Below are 21407 nucleotides of genomic sequence, written 5' to 3' on the forward strand. Positions count from 1 at the left end.
CTAACAACAAGCTAGAAATTTTCGATGCAGTTGTTTGTCACCATACTTATCTTCAGCCCCTTCAACAAGTTCGTCCGGTCTATATCCAGTACGAATTTGCAATAAGCGGACCGATTTTTCATGTTCATCGTAACTAAAGTCTATACGGAACGTCCGGTAGGCCAACACCCCAGTGCATCCCTTTTCATCAAGGGTGAGGCGACGTCGTGTTCCATCGAGAGCCCCTTCACCAAAGCCGCCTCGACCCAACTGAACATCTGCAAAGCTCATTAGATTAAAGGAACTGTTTTCAACAATCCATTGATTCTGCACCGCAAATTTTTCCGAGGCGATTACAGTCCATCTTTCGTCATCCTGCTCTTCCACCCACCCAGCCTTTGCATTGGGGAAAGCATCCGCCATGGGGATGTAAGGCTTAATATCAATAATCGGCGATTCGTTCAGCAGATCCGCTTCATCAACAAAAAGAGACAATCCCTCGATTTTCAAAAGGCGAACACAGCTTAATCCAATAGGATTGGGGCGATAGGGAGATCGACTTGCGAAAGTGCCGACGCGGTCCTTTCCCTTAGGGGGCACCGGCGGGCGAGTTGTTGGACGCCAGCCTTCATTTTCATGAAACTGGAACAGCACCCAGATTCGTTCAAAGCCTTCCAAGTCACGAAGGGCCATTTCGAAATTACAGCCGGCATTCAGAACAATGCGACCGGGATGTCCCGCAAACAAACGCCCCTGACGAGGAGCGTCATACTTGTAAATGGCATCGCCAAAAAAAGTTCCGATAGGCGTAATTTCCATAACGATAAAATTAGTGTCTTTTTAAATACGATACAGCGTGTATCATATTCAAAAACATTCTTTAAGTAAAACTAGCTTTTTTTCACGCCCAGTAAGGATTCTTCTTGAAAAACCGACTTTTTTAATAATCCCAACCTATATTTGTGGTAAGAACCATAAAACAGAGGATACTATGAACAACAGAATATTGCATTTAGTCCTTCTAACATCTCTTACGATGTGGGCTTGTTCTGATGAAAATTCCACAAGCGGCATTTCTATTGAGCCCAATACTACGGCAGAAATATCTTCTAGTTCAGAAGGGGTTCCATCAAGTTCCTCTTTCTCTGACTCAACCAATACAAATACACAAGCATTTATTGACAGCACCCTAAACGCATTCAGTCTTATACAGCACAGTAACGACAACAACAATGATCCAAGTGAAGTGCCAGTACCAGTGACAGACTATGGTTTATCTAGCAAAAAAGAAATTTTCTACTCCTACTCCTCAAAAAACGGACTATGCACCGTCTTTATTGATAGAGATGATATGGCTGTTCAAAAATTCAAGGACATAAAGCCAGGAATCAACGTCACCAAAGAAACCAAACTTATCAGGAAACATGAGGATAATCTTTTCATAGTTGATCTTTTGTACGCTTCATTCAGCAACTTTTCGAGCAATTCGGAAAATTTGATTTGCAAAACAGAAAACGAATCATATTTGAGTCAATGTCAAAATGACGATTGCCATGTAAAAATTCTCGATTCAGATTGCAATTCTACACAAATTGTATTCGTAAAAGAAATATCCGCTACAACAACCTTGGATGAAATCGCATCCTTGTGGAAGAGCGAATGCGAAGACTACGCTTCAACTCTTCCCGAAGAAGAAAAGACACCAGGAGAATCCTGCCGGATGGAAGAAAACGGTGAAACAGTTTGTGGTCCCACCTCCAAGTAAATATGAAAAGCATTCTCTATTACAAAGATTATCACAAATACATGCAAGATTACTACAACGAGCGGAAACTTCATTCCGCTTTTTCTTGGCGTGAATTTTCTTCAATCGCAGGATTTTCATCACCAGTTTACATGAAACTTGTTTGTGAAGGCAAAAATCGTTTAAGCAAATCGAGAATGGGCCAGGTCGCCGACGCACTCAACTTACATGGATACGAGAAAGAATTCTTTGAACAAATGGTCATCTATGATGGAGCGAAAAAAGAATCCACAAAAAATTCCGCACTACGTAAAATGCAAGACATCATCAGTGAACATGAAATACGAATCGTCCCTGGTGGAGCATTCGAATATTACAGTGGCTGGGAAAACCCCGTATTACGAGAACTAGTTCCAATGATGCCAGGCGCATCACCAAAAGAAATTGCAAACGCATGTAACGAAGATGTTTCACCAGAGGAGGTTTCAAGAGTATTAGCCTTTTTAACAAAGCACGGCTTTTTAAAGAAAAATCAGAATGGCATTTTTGAACAAACTGAAAAAATCGTCATAGGTTCAAAAGAAGAACTACCATTAGCCATTCGTGCAATGCACAAAGAAATGGCTCAAATTGCGGCTAATGCAATTGAAAAATATAAGCCTGAAGAAAGGCACTTTGTTGGCGCAACTATGGGAATCGATGAAAAATCCTATAGAAAAATCACAAGGGAAATTGAAAGATTTTGTAAAAGAATTGCAGTCATCTCCGACAAATGCGAAAACGTTAATCAAGTATACAGACTGAACGTTCAACTTTTTCCCATGTCAAAAAAAATCTAACTGTTTTTTCTATTATTGCACTAGTCCCTATTCCACTGGAGTTTTCCAATGAAACCATCGACTTTTGCATTCAAGGCAATCACCGCAGCCATTTTAGCAACGGCAACTCTTTTCCTTAGTGCCTGCAACACCGACGAACAAAGCATCCGTTTCGGTTCTGGCAACAAGGGCGGTCTTTACGACACCTACGCAAACTCTTTTGCAGAAAAGATGAATGCTACTGACAAGGGTTTTAAAATCCAGGTCAAGAACACCGCAGGTTCCCATGCCAACATCCGCCTTATGGAAGAAGGCTTCATCGATCTGGGCATTGTCCAGGCCGACATTCTGCAAGACTACCTGATGCGCAGCCGCATGGTTTCCGCCATTTCCGCAGTGGCTGGACTTTATACCGAATCTATTCAAATCGTAGTTTCCGCCGATTCTGAAATCCACTCCGTTGCCGATTTGCAAAATCGTCGCGTTTCCGTCGGCGAAGAAGAATCCGGCGTGTTGCGTAATGCAGAAATCATCCTGGAAGCCTACGGCATTACCTTTGATAAAATCCAGAAGGAAAATCTCAACTTTAAGGATGCGGCAGCAGCCCTTAAGGATGGAAAAATCGACGCCTTCTTCTGTACCGCCGGCATTCCTACGCCCTCCATCAGCGATCTGGCAAGCGCAAAGAATATTCGCATCATTTCTCTGGACGCGTCCGACATGACCCGCATCATGAATCTCCATCCGGAACTTACCGTAAGCGAAATCCCTGCAGGCACCTACGTCGGCCAGGATTCCGCAATTCACACTCTTGGAGCAAAGGCGGTCCTTGTTGCAAGCCAACTGGTTGACAACGCCGTCATCGAAAAGATTGCAGCAGAAGTCTACGCCGTCGGATCTCAACAGACATCCAACATTCCCGTAGGTTTCCACCCTGGCGCAGCAGCATTCTTCAAGACCAAGAATATAACAGTCAACGTAGCAGCACCTCTGCCTGGCCGCGGCCCCATTCCCTCTACTGGCGACTAAGGAGACACGATGTACAAGCTTTCTTTAGACATGTACCAGACTTTGGCCTTGGCCGTTGTGGTTCTTGTATTTGGCGCAAACCTCAAGAAGCAAGTCAAGGTTCTGGAAAAATTCTGCATTCCCTCCCCTGTGGTGGGCGGCATCGTTTTTGCGTGCCTTTCATGCATTCTTTATAAGCTGAATATTCTTGAATTTTCCTTTGACGAGACTTTGAAATCCATCTGCATGATGGTATTCTTCACCTCTGTGGGATTCAACGCCAACCTGAAAATTCTAAAGAGCGGCGGCATTAACCTAGTGCTGTTGCTGGCGTGCATCTGCGTTCTCATCCTTTGCCAGAACGGTCTTGCCGTAGCCCTCGCCAAGGCGCTTCACGTGAGCCCCCTGGTAGGACTTTCCGCAGGCTCCATCTCCATGGTGGGCGGCCACGGTACTGCAGGCGCCTTCGGCCCCGTCCTTGAAGACTTCGGCATGGAAGGAGCCACCACCCTCTGCACCGCAGCGGCCACCTTCGGCCTTGTGGCAGGTTCCCTCATGGGTGGCCCTCTGGGTCGCAAGCTAATTCTCAAGAGAGACCTTCTGAAGTCCGCCAAGACCGAACTTAAAGAAGAACTGAAAGAGGAACAGAGCAAGTACCGCCGTTCCGCCCAGCGTTACTCCACTGCCGCATTCCAGCTGGCCGTTGCCATGGGCCTCGGTACGTTAGTATCTATGTTACTTTCAAAGACAGGCATGACTTTCCCCTCCTATATTGGAGCCATGATTGTCGCCGCCATCATGCGAAACGTCTGCGAATACAGCAGCAAGTATGAAGTCCACATGGGTGAAATCAAGGACGTAGGCGGCATCTGTCTTTCCCTCTTCCTTGGCATCGCCATGATCACCTTGAAGCTTTGGCAGTTGGCATCCCTGGCGCTCCCCCTGGTTGTACTTCTCTGCGCCCAGACCTTGCTCATGTTCCTGTTCGCCTACTTCGTAGTGTTCAACGTCATGGGCCGTGACTACGACGCTGCAGTCCTTTCCGCTGGCGTTTGCGGCTTTGGCATGGGAGCAACGCCCAACGCCATGGCCAACATGCAGGCCATTACCAACAAGTTCGCCCCGGCCGTAAAGCCCTATCTGTTGGTACCCATCGTAGGAAGCATGTTCGCAGACTTCATTAACAGCCTCTGCATTACATTCTTCATCAACCAGTTTTAATTAGCGTAAAGGATAAAGTTTAAAGGATAAAGGTCTATTCTTTACACTTTAAACTTTCCGCTATCTCCTATTTTTCTACATTTGCACGCGATGAAAGATAAAGCACGTAAACTCATTGAAAAGTACGAAGAACTGGAATCCGAATTGGGTAATCCCGATGTCCTCGGTGACCAGGCTCGTTATAACAAGATTCACAAGCAGTACAAGGGTATCGAAAAGGCCGTCATCAAGGCCAAGGAATACCTGCAGATGCTTAACGACCAGGAAGAATGGAAGATGGCACTGGGCGATTCCGACCCGGAAATGGTTGCAATGGCAAAGTCCGAGCTTTCCACCATCGAAAAGGCTCTTCCCGGCTTGACCGATGAATTGCAGATTCTCATGGTTCCCAAGGATCCTTGGGACTTCCGTAACGCTACCATCGAAATCCGTGGCGGTACCGGCGGTGACGAATCCGCTTTGTTCGCAGGCGACCTTTTCCGCATGTACCGTGCCTACTGCGAAAAGATGGGCTGGAAGATTACCATCCAGGATCTGAGTGAAGGTACCGTGGGCGGTTACAAGGAAATTCGCGCCTACATCGAAGGCGATAGCGTTTACGGCACCTTGAAGTTTGAAAGTGGCGTACACCGCGTGCAGCGCGTTCCTGAAACCGAAACCCAGGGCCGCGTACACACCTCCGCCGCAACCGTTGCAATCCTCCCGGAAGCTGAAGAAGTGGACGTGGAAATCCGCGAAGCAGACATCCACATGGACACTTACCGTTCCAGTGGCGCTGGCGGTCAGTACATCAACAAGACCGACTCCGCAGTCCGCTTGACCCATATTCCTACAGGCGTTGTGGTTAGCTGCCAGACAGAACGTTCCCAGCTCCAGAACCGTTTGCACGCTATGGAAATGCTCCGTTCCAAGATCTTGGACGAAGTCATCGCCAAGAAGGAACGTGAGGAAGCCGCCAGCCGTAAGGCCCTCGTTGGTACCGGCGACCGTTCCGCTAAGATCCGTACTTACAACTACCCCCAGAACCGCGTTACCGATCACCGCATCGGTCTCACTCTGTACAACCTGGACCAGGTTGTAACAGGCGACCTTCAGGAAGTCATCAACGGCCTCCAGATGGCAAACGCACAGGAGAAGCTGGGCAAGTTCCAGGCATAATCTGAACTGCAGGTAAGGAAGGCGCGCGTTATGGCAAACCCGCAAAATGCTCCCATGACGGTTCTTGAAATCTTGAACCGTACCAAGGTCTTCTTCGAAAAGAAGGGCGTTCCTGACCCGCTACTGGACGCACAGTACATCATTAGCCATGGACTGAAGATGAAGAGCCGTATGGATCTTTATCTGAATTTCGAAAAGCCCCTGACTCCTGCCGAGCTGGACGAACTCCGTCCTATGGTGGCACGTCGAGCCAACCGCGAGCCTCTGCAGCACATCATTGGCGACACAAGCTTCCGTGGCTTTATCATCAAGTGCGACCCCCGCGCGCTGATTCCCCGTCCCGAAACCGAGATGCTGGTGGATATGGCTCGCGACCGCCTTAAGGAACTATGCAGTTCCCGCGGCGACGCCGAAGACGCATCCTGCTTTGTTGTTGAAATCGGTACAGGCTCCGGCTGCATTTCCATCGCTACCGCTAAGGAAATTGCAAACGCCAAGGTTCTGGCCTGCGACATTTCTGACGACGCCCTGAGCCTCGCCAAGGAGAACGCAGCCGCCAACGAACTCGCCGCACCACAGTTGAACTTTGCCAAGGGCGACCTCCTGAACGCAGTTACCGCGGAGGCGTTAACCGCCGCAGGTCTCGCTGCAGACCAGAAGATTGACAGCCTTATCGCAAACCTGCCCTACATCCCGGACTCCGAAAAAGAAAAGCTCCAGCCCGAGGTAGCAAACTTCGACCCGGCCCTAGCCCTCTTTGGCGGCGCCGACGGTCTCGACCTGGTCCGCAAGCTTTTACAGCAGACAGAAGGCCGCATGAATTCCGGAGCATCCATCCTGTTGGAAATCGGTTCCGAGCAGGGCGTTATGCTGGAAGCAGAAGCAGCCAACTATCCCTGGCTTACCTTTACCGGAATCCACAAGGACTACTGCGGCAACGTGCGCTTTGTAAGCTACAAGGCAAAGTAACCTCGCGACAATTCCTGCCACGAGAGTCTTTCACAAATTCTGTTACACTACATTGAGAGCGCCGAGAACATAGGTCTCGCTTTCGCCCATGCGATAGAACGGGAGCAGGTCCTCGTCATCAAGAGAAATATCCAGCCCGGACAATTGAATCTGCTGGTCGATGCGACGTTTGAATGCATTGAACCCGGAATGGGTGTTCCAAAGATTGGATTCTACAACTTCAACTTCGTTATCGTTATTACGGCGACGGGCATTCATCTTGCTTCTCATATCTTTTCCTCAAGACACCCTACTGTATTACGGAGCTAAAACAAGCTTTAGTTCTTAAGTGTCTTTCTGAGCAGCAAATATAAAAAAGCAGAATGTCAAATTGTGACATTCCGTATATTTCCCAAATTTTCTTTTTCCAACCAAGTCTCTTTATAAAACTTATTCGACAACAGTCGCAGTCACCTTGGCATGTCCAACCTTGTCAAGGCCGATCTTTTTCCCCGCAGCAACACTAAGGTCGAGGATTCTAGTTCCCACATAGGGGCCACGGTCATTCACTCGTACCTCGACGCTTTCGCCATTATCCTCGCGGACAACCTTCAGCTTGGTACCGAAAGGCAGTGTCTTATGGGCGCAAGTATAATCATTCTGGTTAAAGATTTCACCACTGGCGGTCAACTTGCCATGAAAACCCGGGCCGTAGTAGCTGGCATCCCCGGAGATTTTGGTTCCTATTTCAGCCTTTTCCTTGGATGCATAGTGCTTGCCCGGAAAACGGACATAACCCTTGCGGGCTGCAATAGAGGCACTTCCGGCACATCCCTCAAGCACCAATGACGTCATTAAAAGAAAGATTAAAACGAAGCCCTTGCCGCGCAACATCGTAGAGCCTTACTCGAAATCATACATGCTGTTGTATGTATTTTCAAGAATTTCTTCTTCTGCGTTCTTGACTTCAGCCTTCTTTTCCTCGGGCTTCTTATTCAAGGTTTCGTAATATTGAGCAGAAAGCTTATTGATATGCTCTTCGCTAGTTTTGGCACGTTTGCGGAGACGTTCCAAGTCCTTATCGGAAATGGTCAAGCGAGTGTTCATCATCTTGGCGGCCTGGATACCCCAAGGAGTCTGACCATATTTTTCCTTCAAGGTCTTATAGGTAATGAGAGTGCTATCCAGCCGTTCCGGATTCATCTGGAAGTAAATAGCCTTCATATACAAGGCCTGTATGCCGGCCTGGGTTTCAGGATATTCCTGGTAAAGGCTGTCGAAGGCAACAAAGGCGCGGGCGTAGGCTGAATCCACCAGATCCATCTTATCCAGAGGAATCTCGGTTGCTATAGTCCAGAGGCTTTCCGCAGCAAGGTAACGATCCTTGGCCAAGTCCTCCTTGGTCTTCAAGGTCACGCGCATGCCCAAGTTAGCCTGAGCCTGCTTTCCGTATTCCGTATCCGGGTACTTTTCGATAATCTCCTTATAGATTTCCTCGGCGGCATCGGGATCGTGCATAAATTCGTCGTATATAAAGGCCTTGGCGTAAGTGGCTCGAAGAACCTTAAGGCTATCGCCAGAATCATTGATTACCACGTCAAGACGTTTTACAGCACTATCAACTTCATCCAGCTTGAACAGGAACAATTCCGCAATCTGGAATTCAGTTCCAAAGAAATTATCGACATTGGGAATGGAATCCAGCTTACGGTCCTGATCGTTCTGGTTGCGCATGGCTATCAGGCGTTGGAGCGCATCACGACGCTCTCGGCTCTGCTGAGCCCATTCGCAAATGGAACGAGATATGTAGCTGCTATCATAATAGATAACGGCCTTATCATAATCCAAGGTTTTGTGCTGTTCGTAATCACCAAGGTTAAAGTAGCTGCGAGAAGCGTAAAGAGTTCGAGGATACTCCGTATTCACCTTCTGCAAGATGATGAATGCATCCGGATAACGGCCTGCCATCAAGGTGATTTCACCGATACGAACCAAGTACTCGGGCTGTTTCTGTTCAAACTCCGGTTCCTTGTACAGAGCCTTGTACTCGTCGGCAGCCTGCAGGTATTCTTGACGATTAACAAGGCATTCGGCAGCCTGTTCTCCTGCGGACTGGCGTTCGCGAGTGTTCAAGAGCTTGATTTCTTCGGCAGTAAAATGCTCGCGGGCCTTATCCCAGTTTTCCTTCTTGTAGTACAGCCCGGCAAGTCTGAAATGAGCCTTGCCCCTCATAAAGGGAGTTCCCGACGTATCGGCAAGAACCGCTTCCAGGGAAGCGATTGCCTGATCCGGGAATTCAGCCTGTTCATCCAGCAACGACAAAAGGTTCAGACCCTGGAAATAGTAAGGGTGCTCCTTACTGGAAATCACAGGTTCCAGGGCGAATCGGCTGATGTTGTATTCATGATTCTTGTAAAGGCAGTAAGCTCGCTGATACTCGACCGCGGGCATGGAATCATGGTCAGAGAAGTAACGTTCAAATTCGTCGTACTTGGTAATGGCCTTGCCCCATTCCTGCTTGTGACGGAAAGATTCGCCAATCAGGAAAACCGCCTCGGCGGTACGTTTCTTGTTCTTGGGAAAACGTTCCAGAACACGGGAGCCTTTTTCAATAACCTTGTCGTACTTTTGCCTTTCTTCTGCGCTAGGAAAGGAATTGTCCGCTTCGGGCACGCTATCCATGCGAGCCTCTCGCATTTCCCCAGCCTGGTCATAAAGTCGTTCCGCATTGAACATGTGGTTCAGATAGGCGCAGCAGGTACAGCCTTCAAAGAAGAAGGCCACCAATGCCAGCGCTATAAAACGGAACTTACACATATTCAAAAAGATACAAAATTGAGCTTGTTAATATTGGTTCAAGTAAGTCACGTAATCGCAAAGCTTAAGCCCAGGCGGAAGTACAGACTTGTCAAAGCGAATCATTCGGACTTCTGCAGGCTTGCCAACCACACGGGCAAGCATTTCAAAGTTGTCCTGGGTTTCCCATACGGCAGCGTCGATTACAAGACCATCTCCGCAATCCGTTTCGCCAGTGCTGTTTCCAATGCCGGAAATTCGGGAATTCTGCTTCAACAGACGGGTAAATACTTCGGGAGCAATTCCCAAATGGTTGGAATTAGAGGAAGAATCCACCACCACAACGTGAACTTCACGGAAATGATTCTGAGCGTCAAACACCACCGTGTAGGTATGCATATAAGGAGCGTTAAAGAAGGTTTCCTGCCATACATTGTTGGAAACAGGCTTGAAGTTTCCTATGGAGTACTTCTTGAAGAATTCCTTGGGAGTGGCACCATAACGAACCAGGTAATGGCCAAGCATGGTACTGAAGTCATGGGTCGTCGACGGCCCCATGGAACCGCGTAAACTGTCTACCGCACGATTCAGGTTGGCGGCAAGTCCGTCATTTGCCACAGGACGGGCCGGGCGAGAAACGATGGTTTCCTGGATTCGCTGTTGGATTTCAGGATAGCTGGCATCGGCCTTCTGGATTTCGGAGAACTGCAGGCGTGCGCGGTCGAACTGGCGTCCCTTCAGGTAAGCTCGGCCCAAGGCTTCACGAAGCGGGAGGTTCTCGGGATAACGTTCCACAAGCGGTTCCAGGATATCACATGCAACCTGAGCCCTGTCCTGCGGAGACATGGAGGAACCAGCACCAGGAACAGGCGGCTTCTTTTCGCCCAAGGTGGCAACCGCCTCGCGGGCAGCCGCATAATCCGGACGGAAAGCAAGAATCCTCTGGTAGATCTTTTCTGCGATTTCGTAATTTCCCTGGTATTCACTCAAGAAGCCCTGCAGCAAAAGAAGCTTGGCATCCACAGGATATTGCGTCAAGGCATACTCTACAATAGCGGAACAGCTATCAAGCAAACCGGTCTGATGGAAAATTTCCGCAAGCAGTTCATAAGCCTTTGGCGAATCACCATTGGACAAGCTAATTGCAGCGCGAACTTCCTTCGAAGCCTCATCGTTGCGGGAATTTTTCAGCAAAAGTTCTGCGTACCAAAGCCTGGCCTCGTAGAGGGCAGGAGCCTTTTCAGAGGAAATGCGAGCCAATTCAAGAGCCGCAGTTTCGTTGCCGGCCATGAACAGATTTCGACTTTCAAGATAGGCAGAAATTCCGGAACCCGGGAAGCGCCCCTGAAGTTTTCCGGTGAGGAGAGTCAGACGATCCTTCTGAAGTTCATTCAGGGATTCCGTCTCGCCGATTTCAAACAAAGTATTAACCGTACCCCAAAGAGAGGGCAATAGATCGGGGTAGAGAACCACGACGCCATCGTAGATTTCATAGGCAGAACCATAGGCTCCACTACGGGACAATTCTGTAGCCCTACGCAGTTCCGTCTGAACCTGGATTGGCATGCCGCCTTTCTCGGATTCCAGGTCCGGGCTGTCACCGCGGAACAAGGTCGAACCTGCCGGCAAGCCATAGGGAACCCCTGGCAGCACTACTTTTGCCGGTCCATAAATATCATAAGCGCGCCAACCAGCCAAAGCCAGTAGCGCACCACAACATAATGTCAAAAAGAGGTACGCGGCCTTACGAGCCGCAGCCGTTGAATTTGCCATTAATCTTCCAAAAAGTCAGCCAGTTTTTCTTTATGTTCCTTGCTCTTCTGCAAACGGCGCAAGGTCTTGTTCTTGATTTGACGGACACGTTCACGGCTAAGCTTGAGGTCTTCGCCAATATCCTTAAGGGTTGTATCCTCGACGGTATCAAGACCGTAGAACATACGCAGGATTTCCTCTTCACGCTGAGGCAGGGAGGACAAGGTCTCCTGGATAAGCTTCTTGCGTTCTTCCCTTTCCATGTCCTCGTCCTGGTTGCCTTCGGAACCAAGAACGTCCATAAGGGTGCTTACAGATTCGCTACTGCTAGAGACGGTGGCGCTATCGCCAATGGGAGCGTCCAAGGAAATATCCACGATCTTTTCCATGACTTCCACGATGTCTCGTTCGTAGGGAGCAAATTCGTCCATGGCGATGGTCTTGTCGTAATCGCCATCGTTTTGCATAAGGGCACGCTTAAAGCGATTTACCAAAGCAAGCTTGTTAGGCGGAATACGGACCGCGCCCACCTGTTCAAACAAGGCCTTCTGGATAGACTGGCGAATCCACCACACGGCGTAAGAGATGAACTTCACATCCTTGTCCATGTCAAAACGCTTGGCGGCCTTGAACAAGCCAAGGTTACCCTCGTTAATCAAGTCAAGAAGGGAAAGTCCGCGGCCCTGGTACTTGCGGGCAACGCTTACCACGAAGCGGAGGTTACCACGGATCAGGCGCTGAAGAGCAGACTTACGAATTTCCTCTGTAGCTCCGGTCTTGATAATGGTCAAGAGAGCCGACTCCTCCTGAGGAGTCAGTGTCGGGAACCTATTCAAGTCTCGAAAGTATAGTGCTTCGTTTGCGTCACTCATAAAAATGCACACCTAATCTCAAATACTATCCGTTTATTTGCTCAAATATGGCTTTTTATGCAGATTTCGTCAAATCCTTAAGTTTCTCATAGGGGTAAATTCCCGAACTATGACCATCACTAAAGGTAATACCAGCTGCATAGCGGCCAACAGATTGAATCTTCACCAAGGCGATATCCGCAGGGACTGTGGAATCATCAAGGATCTTAACGCCGGAATGTTCATCAACACAAAGGGCGCAGGGGCAAGCACAGCGAAGGGTTCTGATATCGCAGGCGCCGCGGGAACCATCGTTCCATTCAAAGCCAAGCTTGCCATCTTCCGTTCTAAAGATTTTCTTAGGTTGAAGCATAGATCCTCCTAGACCTTTTCCACCGGCAAGGCATCGAATTCGTAGTTGTAGTTCTTGAGCACGCCCTCATCCTCGTGGTCAAAGATGGAGACGGTGCGGACCATGGCATCTGCAGCCTGCATAAAGGCCTTGGCTGACTCAGAGTTGGGATTGCTGAGCACCGCAGGTGTGCCGGTGTCGCCGCAGTCGGCAACGGCAGGTTCCAGGGGAACCTTTGCAATCAGCGGAACGCCCCACTTTTCAGCAATCTTTTCACCGCCGCCCTGGCGGAAAATGTAGTGAGGCTTGTTGCACTGGTCGCAGATAAAGTAGCTCATGTTTTCGACGATACCGATTACGGGAACTCCCACGTTATCGAACATGGCGATACCCTTGCGGCAGTCGGCCAAGGCAACTTCCTGAGGAGTGGTAACCACAACCGCACCAGCCATGGGGCAGTTCTGGGTCAAGGTCAGCTGGATGTCGCCTGTTCCTGGAGGAAAGTCCACCAACAGGTAGTCAAGCTTGCCCCAACGTACATGATGGATAAAGTGCTGGATCATCTGGCTCACCATGGGGCCGCGCCAGATGGTCGCCTTGTCGGAATCGGCAAACATGCACATGGAAACAATGCTTACGCCGCCCTTGGCTTCCACAGGAGCGATGGTATTATCGTCAAAGACTTCGGGTGCCTTGTCAATACCGAACATGAGGCCCATGCTGGGGCCATAAATGTCCGCATCCAAAATTCCGACCCTGGCCCCAGACAAACTTAAGGCCATGGCCAAGTTTGCGGTGACTGTGGACTTACCCACGCCACCCTTTCCGCTAGCCACAGCCACCACATGGGCCACTTCGCCGATGTGGGAATTCTGAGGTGCATGGGCAGCGGAATTACCCGTTGCAGAACCGCCTTCCTTGGCAGTGAAAGTCACGTTGACTTCGGTTGCGCCCATAGCCTTCACAATGGCAATGCACTGGTCCTTGAACTGGTCGCGGATAGGGCAAGTAGGCGTAGTGAGACGCAGGTCGAAACTGACCTTTGTACCTTCAATCTTCAGGTTCTGCACAAAGTCCAGTTCCACAATATTCTTGTGAAGATCCGGATCCTGCACGGCGCAAAGCGCTTTTAAGATGTTTTTTTCGTCAAGAATCATGATGTCCAAAAATTAAAGATTAAGAATTAAAAATTAAGAATGAAGACAAAGGAGCCTTCGGCTCAATCTTAAACAAGCGGCGAGCCGCAACCATTTACATTTTTCATCTTTCATTCTTCATTTTTCATCATCAATTATCCATTAAGTGAAAACTTCGGCATCCTCAATAAGTGCGTCATGCAGGGCGGCCATTCCTCTTCGTAATGACTTACCAGAATAATGGTTGTTTCCGTGGAAAGAAGCTGAAGCAAGTGGAACAGCTTTTCGCGGTATTCACCCTTCAATCCCTGAGACGGTTCATCCAGCAAAAGGACCTTGGGCGGGCGAATTGCAGCACGAGCCATCAGCACCAAGCGTTTGTCGATGGGAGACAAGGATCGGACATTCAGGTTCACATCCTCGAAGCCCAGATAGTTCAACCATTCGCGAGCCTTGGCCTTTTCTTCCCAAGTAGGATTGTCAGCCTTGCAAAGGTTTGGCGTAAAACCAGTAAGAAGAACTTCAAGAATACTCAAGTCCTCGCGATACTGCAAGGCTAGTTCCGGAGAGAAGAATCCAAGTTTGGCCTTGTGATCCCAGATGTTGAGACCGTGGCCCGGGCGTTCCCCCAGGAGGGTAATGTCATTATTGTAAATCTGCGGATGGTCCGCCGTAAGCATTCCCATGAGGGTACTCTTACCGGCACCATTCTCGCCCATCACAGCCCAGTGTTCGCCCTTACGAACAGTCCAGTTCAAATTCTTGATAACGTCAGTTTCGCCAAAGCGAACATTGATGTTCTTCAATGAGAAAAGCTCTTCGCCATCAGATTCAGACTTGAATTCAGCCGCAATGTAGGATTTACCGGCCTTCAGGTCCACCACTTCATAATCCTTCAATTCCTTCTTGGTGAACTTGGGCTGGGCTGCCACTTCAGGCAACTTTCCTTCGTACTGGGTAAAGGTCTTATCCGCATATACAAAGGCAGGAATTTCCGGCAGCAGTTCGTCTTCGCGGGCAAGGCGTACGGCAATCTTCAGCCCCGGGCGTTTTGCCAAGTCTGCAACACGGCCAGCCAAGTGGGCGCGATATTCGGGATCGAGACCGCCAAATAAATCGTTAAAGTAGACCCATTCCGGATTTTCCATCCACATGCGGGCCAAAAGCACGCGACGCAATTCGCCGTTAGAAAGACTCAGCAACTTGCGATCCAAAATACCTTCCGCAAGATCTGCAATCTTCAATGCTTCTTCCAGCTTTTCAGGATCCGTTTCCGGCCAGGCCATGTCGTCAATATAGCGGTCCGTCTGCAAAAAGAACTTCTTGTTCAAAAGCAGGTTTCGAACCAAAGGGGCCTCGGAATCACCCAAGCTAATAAAGCGCTGCTGGAAGAACGGAGCCAAGGCCTGCTGGATCTTACGCTGCATGGCCTCCGACATGGTGGAGACATTCTTCTGCTGATTCAAGAAATGAGTAATGACCCGGTCAAGATCCTCGCCCTCGGTGCTGAAAATCTGCACCTGCGGGAACTTCTCGATCAAAGCCTCAAAACGTTTAAATTCCATGGCGCCAAATGTAGAAAAATTTCATTTCGCCTACCACGAAAAAACTCCCGGCGAATCCGCCAGGAGTTTTACATCGAGAGAATTTTTCCAGTCGAATCACGCGAATGAACTTCGTGAGCCACAAGCGACTTGTATTAACAAGTCGTGGTGGCGAGAGCTTTGCTCAGCCGCAGGTTCTAAGCCCGCGTTTAGAGCAAAGCGGTCATATTAGAACTGGGTGAAGAATTCCCATGTTACCTGAGGTACCCAGGACTTGGTCTGGCCAGGATCCTTGTGGTCCCAGATATGGCCACCGTTCTGAGTACACCACTTCACAGGGAAGCGTTCATCCACAGTCTTGTAGTCATAGCAGAGATGAGGACCGGAGCCCTTGTATTCTTCGGCCTGTTCGCCGCTGGCATCCGTAAAGTTCGGGCCATTGTGCTTGAGGGCTGTGTTACGTGCTGCACGACCAAGGTCCGGACGGCACAGGTCGTCCTGCAGGCCAAGCACACCCATCCAGGCAATGGACTTGCCGGAGTGAGGCGGAACATAAATGTTGATTTCAGCCGTTTCGTAAGCTGCTACACCACGAAGCACATGCTGATGGTCGCGGGAAAGGCCGTTGGTGAACATGGAGCCATAGCTGAAGCCGGCGGAGAACACGCGGGAAGAGTCAATGCAGAGATTGCTCTGGAGATCAGCCAAAAGTTCATCGAAGAGGATGTAGTCATCCTGAGCCCAGGGAGCCTGATTGCCGTTACCCTCGGGAGCCACAAAGATAGTGGTCTTTTCTGTGTCCAGAGGCTTCATGCCATAGTAGCCTTCCTGCTGAACGCCACCTGCCCAGCCGCCCATGCAGTGCATACCGAACACAAGGCGATAAGGCTTGTTGTTGTCGTAGTTGTCGGGAATGTCGATTCGGATGGTTCGCTTACCCTTGCTCCACTGGAAATCATAGCTACCAGACTTCACGCGGTTCCAGGTCTTGCCGCAACCGCGGGTAGGAACGGGAGCATTGCCCTTGGCCCAGCCAAAGTCAAACTGTTCTTCAACACCGGCAGCCTTTTCCAAGGTCAGTTCCACGTTGGTATCCAGATTGGCAAGGGCTACATTCAAGGTGTCGAAGCCATCAGCCACCACCTGGAGATTTCCGCCGGCAGCATCCTTCTTCAAGGCGTGTACAACAGGGTTGCCGTAGGAAGCGCCATAAGTGCCACGAGCAGTAAACTTCATATTCTGAATGGCATTGCCCATCTTGACTCGGGCAAAGTAAGTTCCTTCAGCCTTTACAAAACCGCGGAGATCTACAGAGCCGGAACCGTAAAGATTCTTGTCCATGACGCGAAAACCCATGGCATCAAAAATCTGCACTTCTACAGGGCCCGAACTTGCCTGGGAAAAAGAAAGAACGCCATTATTGACACCCACGTAACCCGGGTTCACAACATTACGGATTGCTGCAGGATCAGTAGGCTGTGAGGGATCACTAGGTTCATCCACAGGATCTGTATTCATGGGCTTATCGCGAAGCGTAAAGCTACCAACGCCATCGGTACTTGTAGAATATTCAGTACCGACCAATTTGACGGAAGCCCCCTTGACAGCCTTGCCCTTGGTATCGGACACAGAACCTGTCAAAACAAATGCATTTGCGCCTACAGCCAAAGCTGTTGCCAGGCCAAAGGTAGCCAAACCAAACAGTCTCATAATATCTCCTTTTTATATGAGAATCCATTCACTCATTTTAAAGATACCTCCAAAACAATTCAAAACACACTGGTCAAAAAGTGATTCCGTGGACAATTAGTCCACACCCAATACAGGAAAATTCCGCATATCCACAGAACTAATCCAAAGCAAAAACCATATTCTTTGCTATCTTAAAAAACGATGAATGAATTACTGCAAAAAGCAATTGACGGTGCCAAGAGCTCTGATCCGTCAAGATTTCGCCTCAGCCCTGCCGAAGGCCTGGAAATCCTAAAGAACATTCCCTGGACCCAGGTAGTGGAGGCAGCCGATCAGGTACGACACGCCAAGCTCCCAGGAAACAGGGTGGGCTACACCGCCTTCAGGATTGTGAACTACACCAACGTCTGCGAAATCACCTGCAGTTTCTGCAGTTTCTGCCGCCCGTACCACAGCCCCGAAGCGTACGTCCTTTCTCTGGACGAAATCCGCCAGAAAACCATAGAAGCCAAGGCCAAGGGCGCAGACCAGATCTTTTTGCAGGGAGGCGTCAACAAGGACATCCCTCTTAGCTACTACACCGATGTACTGAAAATGCTCACCCAGGAAATGGGCGTCACCGTCCGCGGTTTCTCGCCCGTGGAACTGGTCCGTATGGCTGAGTTTAACAACATGGAGCTGGACGAACTTCTTGACATTCTCAAGGATGCAGGCCTCAGCTCCGTTCCAGGTGCAGGTGCAGAAATTTTAAGCGACCGTATGCGTCAGATGCTCTCCCCCAAGAAGCTTACCGCGCAGAAATGGTGCGACACGCTGGCCGCCTGCCACAGGAAGGGCCTTCCCGGCAGCGCCAACATCGTGTTCGGTAGCATCGAAACTCCGGAAGAAGTCATCGAGCATCTGGAATACGTCCGCAAGACCCAGGACCTGGCCCGAAAAGCCAACGTTGCCGGCTTTAACAGCTTTGTGGTATGGACTTTCCAACCCCAGACAGACAAGTTCCCCATCCGTCACGTCCAAGGGGATGAGTACCTCAAGCTTTTAGCTCTTTCCCGACTGTACCTGGACAACATCCCCCATATTGAGGTATCCCTGCTGGGGATGGGGCTATCTTTAGGTGAATTAGGTCTTCATTCCGGCGCCGACGACATCAACAGCATCGTTATTGAAGAAAATGTGCTTACAAATCACGGACTCACATCCATCGAACAGGCAGAAACCTTCATCAAAAATGCAGGTTTTGTCCCGTACCGTCGCGATTTGAACTTCACTTGCGACAAATAATCCCCAGAATCCTATAAAAACAAAAAAAAACGGTCCCCCTCAGGGCCGTTTTTCGCTTTTTTTTCAAGAAAACTCGCGATTAAGCGTGCTTCTTGTTGTACTTCTTGATGCTTTTGACCAACAGGGCAGCGAGAATGCAATACATAGAGACTCCTTCTTTACTCAGTATTACGTTTTTCTTTTTTAGCGACTTTTTATCGCCGTTTTTTGACGTTTCGTCGTTGATTTTTACACCTTCGATTTAACGGCGCCAATATTAACATTTTTTTACTAACGTTTCAAGGGAAAAAATGATATAGGGAATAAAAATTTTATTTACGAACATTACATTTTCAGGTCGTTTTACCTTTATCGGCAAAATCGCCTTCAATTCCCCATCTACAGCACTAAATTTTGGTAATTTTGAGCCTATGAAACGATTTTTGTTTGCATGTCTTAGCTTGGCGATGATTGCGAATGCCCGTCCCTCCCTCCAATTGGACCGGGAGCGTATTGAAGCGGGCAAGGCCTTTGGATTACAGCTTGTATACCCTCTGCAGGAAATCCCCGAAAACAGGGCCTCCCTGCAGCTCGAACCGCAAAACGGATTCGTCTTCTCGGGTATTGACAGTACCGACCAGGTTATCCGTCCCGGATTCGACGACATGTTCGATTCCTTCTTTGGCGGTGGTCGAAACCGCGCCGGCTACAAGGCACGTGTATACACCTTCAAAATGAAGGCTCCCAAGAAAACTGGCCAGATCAACGTGGGCCAAATTTCCTGGGTCATTGACGGGCAACACCATACCATTGCAGGGAACATTCCCGTCAACGTTCAGCGCGCCTACTCCGACGACGCCCTGACCGTCTCCCTAAAGCCCAGTAAGACCACCATCTACGAAGGCGAACAGATCTACGTTACCCTGGGTTTCCACACCTACGAGCATTTCGAAGGCAACCTGCAGGCAACAGACATGAACACCGGCGACGACTTCATCGTCCATCGCAGTGATCTTTCCGAAATGAAGTTTGAACCTGTGGAGAACGCCCGCCGCGAACTTCAGGCAAGCGCCAAGTTCGCCTGGCTCTCTCCCACCAAGAGCGGCTCCCTCCAGATTCCGCCCTTCAAGTTCAAGTACACCAAGAGAGGCGAACCCAAGGTTGTCGAAGAAAGCAAGCAGATGGGCGGCATGTCCTTCTCTAGCCGAAGCGTCAAGCAGGAATCCATCGACGCCGAAGCCACCACCCCCACAGTAAAGATTACCGTAAAGCCCCTGCCGGAAGAAGGCAAACCCGCCGATTTCGATCGCATGGTTGGCAACTACAGCTTTAGCGCGGAATTCGACAAGACCAACCTGAAGGTAGGCGAAGCCCTGACCCTGAACATCAACATCAAGGGCGACGGCCTTCCCGGTTCCATTACAGACCCCAAGCTCCCCGACTTCAGCGATTTCCGCTCGGTACCTCCCGAGACCAACATCAGCAAGAAGATTTCTGGAAGCAAGGTCATTACCACCAAGAGCATCAAGGTATTCCTGTATCCCAAGAAAAAGGGAACCTTCACCATTCCAGAAATCAAGTATTCCTGGTTCAACCCTACAAAGAAGAAGTACGAAACTGCAGTAGCCGGCCCCTGGGATATCGAAGTTGAAAAGGGTGACGCCACTGCCGAGGCCATTTTCCAGTCTCCTGTAGCAAGCAATAACGGCCCAGCCGCCGTTCAAAAGCAGGAAATCGAGGCCCTGGGTTCCGACATCCGTTTCATCCACAGCATCAAGGGCATTTCCGATAACGCAGCCCCCTACAAGAGCATCCTCTACTGGATTCTCTTTGCCGCAGCAATTCCCTTCTACTTTATTGTTACTGTCGCGGTCAAGACCAAGCGCAAGCAGAATAGCAACGCCGCCCTGGTCCGTAAGGGCAAGGCCAACAAGCAACTGAAGGCACGATTCGCCAACGCCAATGCCGCTCTCCAGAAGGGCGACGCAAAGGCTCTGTTTGCCGCATTGGAAAACGGTCTTGTAGATTACCTCAGCGACCTCACCAATACAGAATTCAAGGGTATGACCCGTCCCCAGATGAAACAGGAACTTGAATCCAGGGGCGTCAAGGCAGAAACCATCGCCGCCATCGACAGTTGGCTTGAGAAGTGCGCCTTTGCAAGATTCGCTCCGGTGAACCCCTCCGCAGAGGAACAGAAGCAAATGCTTGCCGATGTGGAAAAGCTCTGCGAAAACCTTGGAAGTTTGAAATAATCTGGAGTGATCACCTTAGTGTGAAACTAAAGAAAATAGTCGAGATTAGCGAATATGAAGAACGTTCTTAAAATCTGGTTGGCCGCAGCCCTGCTATGCGTTGCAGGACTGGGCTCCGCAAACGCCAAGGAAGCTTCCTGCCCGGGAATCGAAGCAGGCGCCAAGGCCTACAATGAAAATGATTTCGAAAGAGCCGTAGACGAATGGCGCAGTTGTGTAGACAACGGCATCCAGGATGCAGACCTTTACTACAATCTAGGCAACGCCTACTTCCGTAGCACCAAGCTGGGCTTCGCCATTTTCTACTACAAGTCAGCCTTGCGCCTCCGTCCGAACGATCCAGACATTCAGCACAACCTGGCTTACGCCCAGGCCATGACCAAGGACAAGGTCGAGGAGGATGACGAAGAGAACCCCCTGCTTGCAGGACTTTTCAAGGCTCATCACGCCTTGAGTCTTAAAGTTCAGTTGTTCATTCTGCTCGGTCTCTTCTGGATTATCGTTCTCGCTGCCGTGGGCAACAAGATTTCCGTAAGCGAAAAGGCAAGGAACGTATTCATGGGAACCATCTTCGCCCTGACCGCAATCTTCTGCGTCATCGCAGCAAGCGCCGGCTACAAGGTGTTTGTCGCTGAAACTGAAATCACTGGAGTCGTCACCGCCGCAGACGCCGACGTCACCAGCGCTCCAAGCGACAAGTCCCAAACCCTAAACACCCTCTCCGAAGGAACCTCCTTCGAAGTTCTTTCCGAACAGGGGCAGTTCGTAGAAATCCGTCTTGGCGAAAAAGTCAAGGGATTCGTAAAACATAGCGACGTGGGAATCATCAAGTAATTTCGGAATGTTCATTAGGCGATAGTCCACAGCACATTGCCATCATAAGAAAAGGC

At 49.6% G+C, this 21407-nt stretch carries 19 protein-coding genes; 9 read left to right on the top strand and 10 right to left on the bottom strand.

The genetic code is table 11. From position 1 onward, the window contains the following. The gene (tsaA, locus tag MJZ26_00205) at nt 1-798 is read right to left on the bottom strand and encodes a tRNA (N6-threonylcarbamoyladenosine(37)-N6)-methyltransferase TrmO (protein ID MCQ2104187.1); all 798 of its coding nucleotides are present in this window, start codon (nt 796-798) and stop codon (nt 1-3) included. Between the two features lie 172 nt (nt 799-970). On the opposite strand from tsaA, the gene MJZ26_00210 reads away from it, so the two are divergent. The 6 genes from MJZ26_00210 (at nt 971) to prmC (ending at nt 6897) form a co-directional block, all read left to right on the top strand. Next, complete coding sequence (locus MJZ26_00210) at nt 971-1744, top strand: hypothetical protein (protein ID MCQ2104188.1); 774 nt, start codon at nt 971-973, stop codon at nt 1742-1744. A gap of 2 nt (nt 1745-1746) precedes the next feature. Further along, complete coding sequence (locus MJZ26_00215; protein MCQ2104189.1) at nt 1747-2562, top strand: TIGR02147 family protein; 816 nt, start codon at nt 1747-1749, stop codon at nt 2560-2562. A 48-nt stretch (nt 2563-2610) separates the two neighbouring features. Next, nucleotides 2611-3570 carry a TAXI family TRAP transporter solute-binding subunit gene (locus MJZ26_00220; GenBank protein MCQ2104190.1) on the top strand — a complete coding sequence of 320 codons (960 nt, stop codon included), beginning with the start codon at nt 2611-2613 and terminating at the stop codon, nt 3568-3570. Nucleotides 3571-3579: 9 nt separating this feature from the next. Next, nucleotides 3580-4770 (top strand): sodium/glutamate symporter, encoded by a 1191-nt coding sequence (gene gltS, locus MJZ26_00225; GenBank protein ID MCQ2104191.1) that lies wholly within the window; start codon nt 3580-3582, stop codon nt 4768-4770. 90 nt (nt 4771-4860) lie between these two features. After that, complete coding sequence (gene prfA / locus MJZ26_00230) at nt 4861-5928, top strand: peptide chain release factor 1 (GenBank protein ID MCQ2104192.1); 1068 nt, start codon at nt 4861-4863, stop codon at nt 5926-5928. Between the two features lie 30 nt (nt 5929-5958). Then, on the top strand, nt 5959-6897 hold the full coding sequence (prmC, locus tag MJZ26_00235) for a peptide chain release factor N(5)-glutamine methyltransferase (protein MCQ2104193.1): 939 nt from the start codon (nt 5959-5961) through the stop codon (nt 6895-6897). Between the two features lie 42 nt (nt 6898-6939). Here the strand turns inward: prmC and MJZ26_00240 are convergent, their stop codons facing one another. The 9 genes from MJZ26_00240 to MJZ26_00280 form a co-directional block, all read right to left on the bottom strand. Next, the gene (locus MJZ26_00240; GenBank protein ID MCQ2104194.1) at nt 6940-7167 is read right to left on the bottom strand and encodes a hypothetical protein; all 228 of its coding nucleotides are present in this window, start codon (nt 7165-7167) and stop codon (nt 6940-6942) included. A gap of 159 nt (nt 7168-7326) precedes the next feature. Further along, nucleotides 7327-7719 carry a septal ring lytic transglycosylase RlpA family protein gene (locus MJZ26_00245; GenBank protein MCQ2104195.1) on the bottom strand — a complete coding sequence of 131 codons (393 nt, stop codon included), beginning with the start codon at nt 7717-7719 and terminating at the stop codon, nt 7327-7329. A 60-nt stretch (nt 7720-7779) separates the two neighbouring features. Continuing rightward, a complete protein-coding gene (locus MJZ26_00250; GenBank protein MCQ2104196.1) occupies nt 7780-9693 on the bottom strand; it encodes a tetratricopeptide repeat protein in 1914 nt (637 codons plus the stop codon). 27 nt (nt 9694-9720) lie between these two features. Continuing rightward, on the bottom strand, nt 9721-11445 hold the full coding sequence (locus MJZ26_00255; protein ID MCQ2104197.1) for a hypothetical protein: 1725 nt from the start codon (nt 11443-11445) through the stop codon (nt 9721-9723). Beyond that, on the bottom strand, nt 11445-12296 hold the full coding sequence (locus tag MJZ26_00260) for an RNA polymerase sigma factor RpoD/SigA (GenBank protein ID MCQ2104198.1): 852 nt from the start codon (nt 12294-12296) through the stop codon (nt 11445-11447). The genes MJZ26_00255 and MJZ26_00260 overlap by 1 nt, the downstream gene beginning before the upstream one ends. Before the next feature lie 55 nt (nt 12297-12351). After that, the gene (locus MJZ26_00265) at nt 12352-12648 is read right to left on the bottom strand and encodes a DUF971 domain-containing protein (protein MCQ2104199.1); all 297 of its coding nucleotides are present in this window, start codon (nt 12646-12648) and stop codon (nt 12352-12354) included. A gap of 8 nt (nt 12649-12656) precedes the next feature. After that, nucleotides 12657-13784, bottom strand: a complete 1128-nt coding sequence (locus MJZ26_00270) for an Mrp/NBP35 family ATP-binding protein (protein MCQ2104200.1) — start codon at nt 13782-13784, stop codon at nt 12657-12659. 134 nt (nt 13785-13918) lie between these two features. Further along, nucleotides 13919-15328, bottom strand: coding sequence for an ATP-binding cassette domain-containing protein (locus MJZ26_00275; GenBank protein ID MCQ2104201.1), 1410 nt, complete (start codon nt 15326-15328; stop codon nt 13919-13921). Nucleotides 15329-15535: 207 nt separating this feature from the next. Beyond that, on the bottom strand, nt 15536-17017 hold the full coding sequence (locus MJZ26_00280; protein ID MCQ2104202.1) for an esterase: 1482 nt from the start codon (nt 17015-17017) through the stop codon (nt 15536-15538). A gap of 183 nt (nt 17018-17200) precedes the next feature. Here MJZ26_00280 and MJZ26_00285 point away from each other — a divergent pair, with 183 nt between their 5' ends. From MJZ26_00285 to MJZ26_00295, 3 genes are all read left to right on the top strand, one after another. Then, on the top strand, nt 17201-18283 hold the full coding sequence (locus tag MJZ26_00285) for a CofH family radical SAM protein (protein MCQ2104203.1): 1083 nt from the start codon (nt 17201-17203) through the stop codon (nt 18281-18283). Between the two features lie 410 nt (nt 18284-18693). Then, on the top strand, nt 18694-20517 hold the full coding sequence (locus MJZ26_00290; GenBank protein ID MCQ2104204.1) for a BatD family protein: 1824 nt from the start codon (nt 18694-18696) through the stop codon (nt 20515-20517). A gap of 54 nt (nt 20518-20571) precedes the next feature. After that, nucleotides 20572-21351, top strand: a complete 780-nt coding sequence (locus MJZ26_00295; protein ID MCQ2104205.1) for a tetratricopeptide repeat protein — start codon at nt 20572-20574, stop codon at nt 21349-21351. The last annotated feature ends 56 nt before the right edge of the window (nt 21352-21407 follow it).

The organism is Fibrobacter sp. (assembly GCA_024398965.1).
Classification (GTDB): Bacteria; Fibrobacterota; Fibrobacteria; order Fibrobacterales; family Fibrobacteraceae; genus Fibrobacter.